2 protein-coding genes are annotated in these 1,307 nt (G+C 79.4%); one reads left to right on the forward strand and one right to left on the reverse strand.

Features of this window, described 5'->3' with window-relative positions:
- Positions 1-144: 144 nt before the first annotated feature.
- Positions 145-651, forward strand: a complete 507-nt coding sequence (locus GTR00_RS21030; RefSeq protein ID WP_166613462.1) for a phosphoribosyltransferase — start codon at positions 145-147, stop codon at positions 649-651.
- Here GTR00_RS21030 and GTR00_RS21035 read toward each other — a convergent pair.
- On the reverse strand, positions 626-1,307 hold a 682-nt coding region (locus GTR00_RS21035; RefSeq protein ID WP_276610389.1), incomplete at its 5' end, for an ATP-dependent helicase C-terminal domain-containing protein. The two genes, GTR00_RS21030 and GTR00_RS21035, sit on opposite strands and share 26 nt — an antisense overlap.

The following is a 1,307-nucleotide window of genomic DNA, read 5'->3' on the forward strand; positions in this document are numbered from 1 at the left end:
CTGGTCATCGGGCGAGGGTAGCGAGCGGGTGCCGAGCGCCCCGCCGCCCCTCGCGTCACAGTCCGTGATCGTAGGGTTCCGCGCTGCCGGTGCGCGCGGCGGCGGGCGGCGGGGCGCTCGGCACCCGCTCGCTACCCTCGCCCGATGACCAGCGACGCCTCCCCCGCCCCGGACCGCGAGGTCCTCACCTGGTCGCTGTTCGGCGAGGCGGTCCACGAGCTCGCCACGACGATCGCGGACGGCGGGTACCGCCCCGACGTGCTGCTGGGCATCGCCCGCGGCGGCCTGCCGCTGGCCGCGGGGCTGGCCTACGCGCTCGACGTCAAGGAGACCGGCACGATCAACGTGGAGTTCTACACCGGCGTGGACAGCCGCCTGGAGGAGCCGGTGGTGCTGCCGCCCTCGGTGGACCTGGCCGAGCTGAGCGGGCGGCGCGTGCTCGTCGTCGACGACGTCGCCGACACCGGCCGCACGCTGGCGGTCGTGGTGGACATGGTGCGCGCCGCCGGCGGCGAGCCGCGCTCGGCGGTCGTGTACCGCAAGCCCACCACCCGGCTGGAGCCGGAGTACTCCTGGCGGCGCACCGACCGCTGGATCGACTTCCCCTGGTCCAGCGCCGGACCGGTCAGCGCGGCGGGGCGCCCCGCCTGAGCGCCGCGCTCGTGCGGGCCGTCGGCTCGGCGCTCAGCGGGTCCTCCGGCCAGGGGTGCTTGGGGTAGCGGCCCCGGTTCTCCGCGCGCACCGCGGCGTACCCGCCGCGCCAGAACGAGGCCAGGTCGGCGGTGACGGCCAGCGGGCGCCCCGCCGGGGAGAGCAGGTGCACCACGACGGCCACCCGCCCGCCGGCCACCCGCGGGGAGGCGCGCCAGCCGAACGCCTCCTGCAGCTTCAGCGCCAGCACCGGCGCGGCCGGGTCCTCGTAGTCCAGCGCCGCGCGCCGCCCGCTGGGCACCTGCACCGCCTCGGGGGCCAGCTCGTCCAGGCGCGCGGCGGCCTCCCACGGCAGCGCCCGGCGCAGCGCCGCCGCGACGTCCAGCCGCTGCAGGTGCGCGCGCGAGCGCACCCGCCCCAGCTCCGGGCCCAGCCACGCCGCCGGGTCGGCGGCCAGCGCGGCGTCGGAGAGGTCCGGCCACGGCTCGCCCAGCGCGGCGCGCAGGCACGCCACCCGCCGGCGCAGCGAGCGCGCCCCCGCGCTCCAGCGCAGCACGCCCAGCCCCTCCCGGCGCAGCCCCTCGGCCACCGCGGCGGCCACCGCCCCCGCCGGCGGGTCCGGCAGCGGCCGCGCCGACAGCTCCAGCTGCCCCATC

Origin of the sequence: Kineococcus indalonis (assembly GCF_009906395.1) — a bacterium.
Classification (GTDB): Bacteria; Actinomycetota; Actinomycetes; order Actinomycetales; family Kineococcaceae; genus Kineococcus; species Kineococcus indalonis.

Excerpts from the sequence above, each read along its gene's own strand:
- GTR00_RS21030 (WP_166613462.1), top strand. The coding sequence starts at position 145 with ATGACCAGCGACGCCTCCCCCGCCCCGGACCGCGAGGTCCTCACCTGG.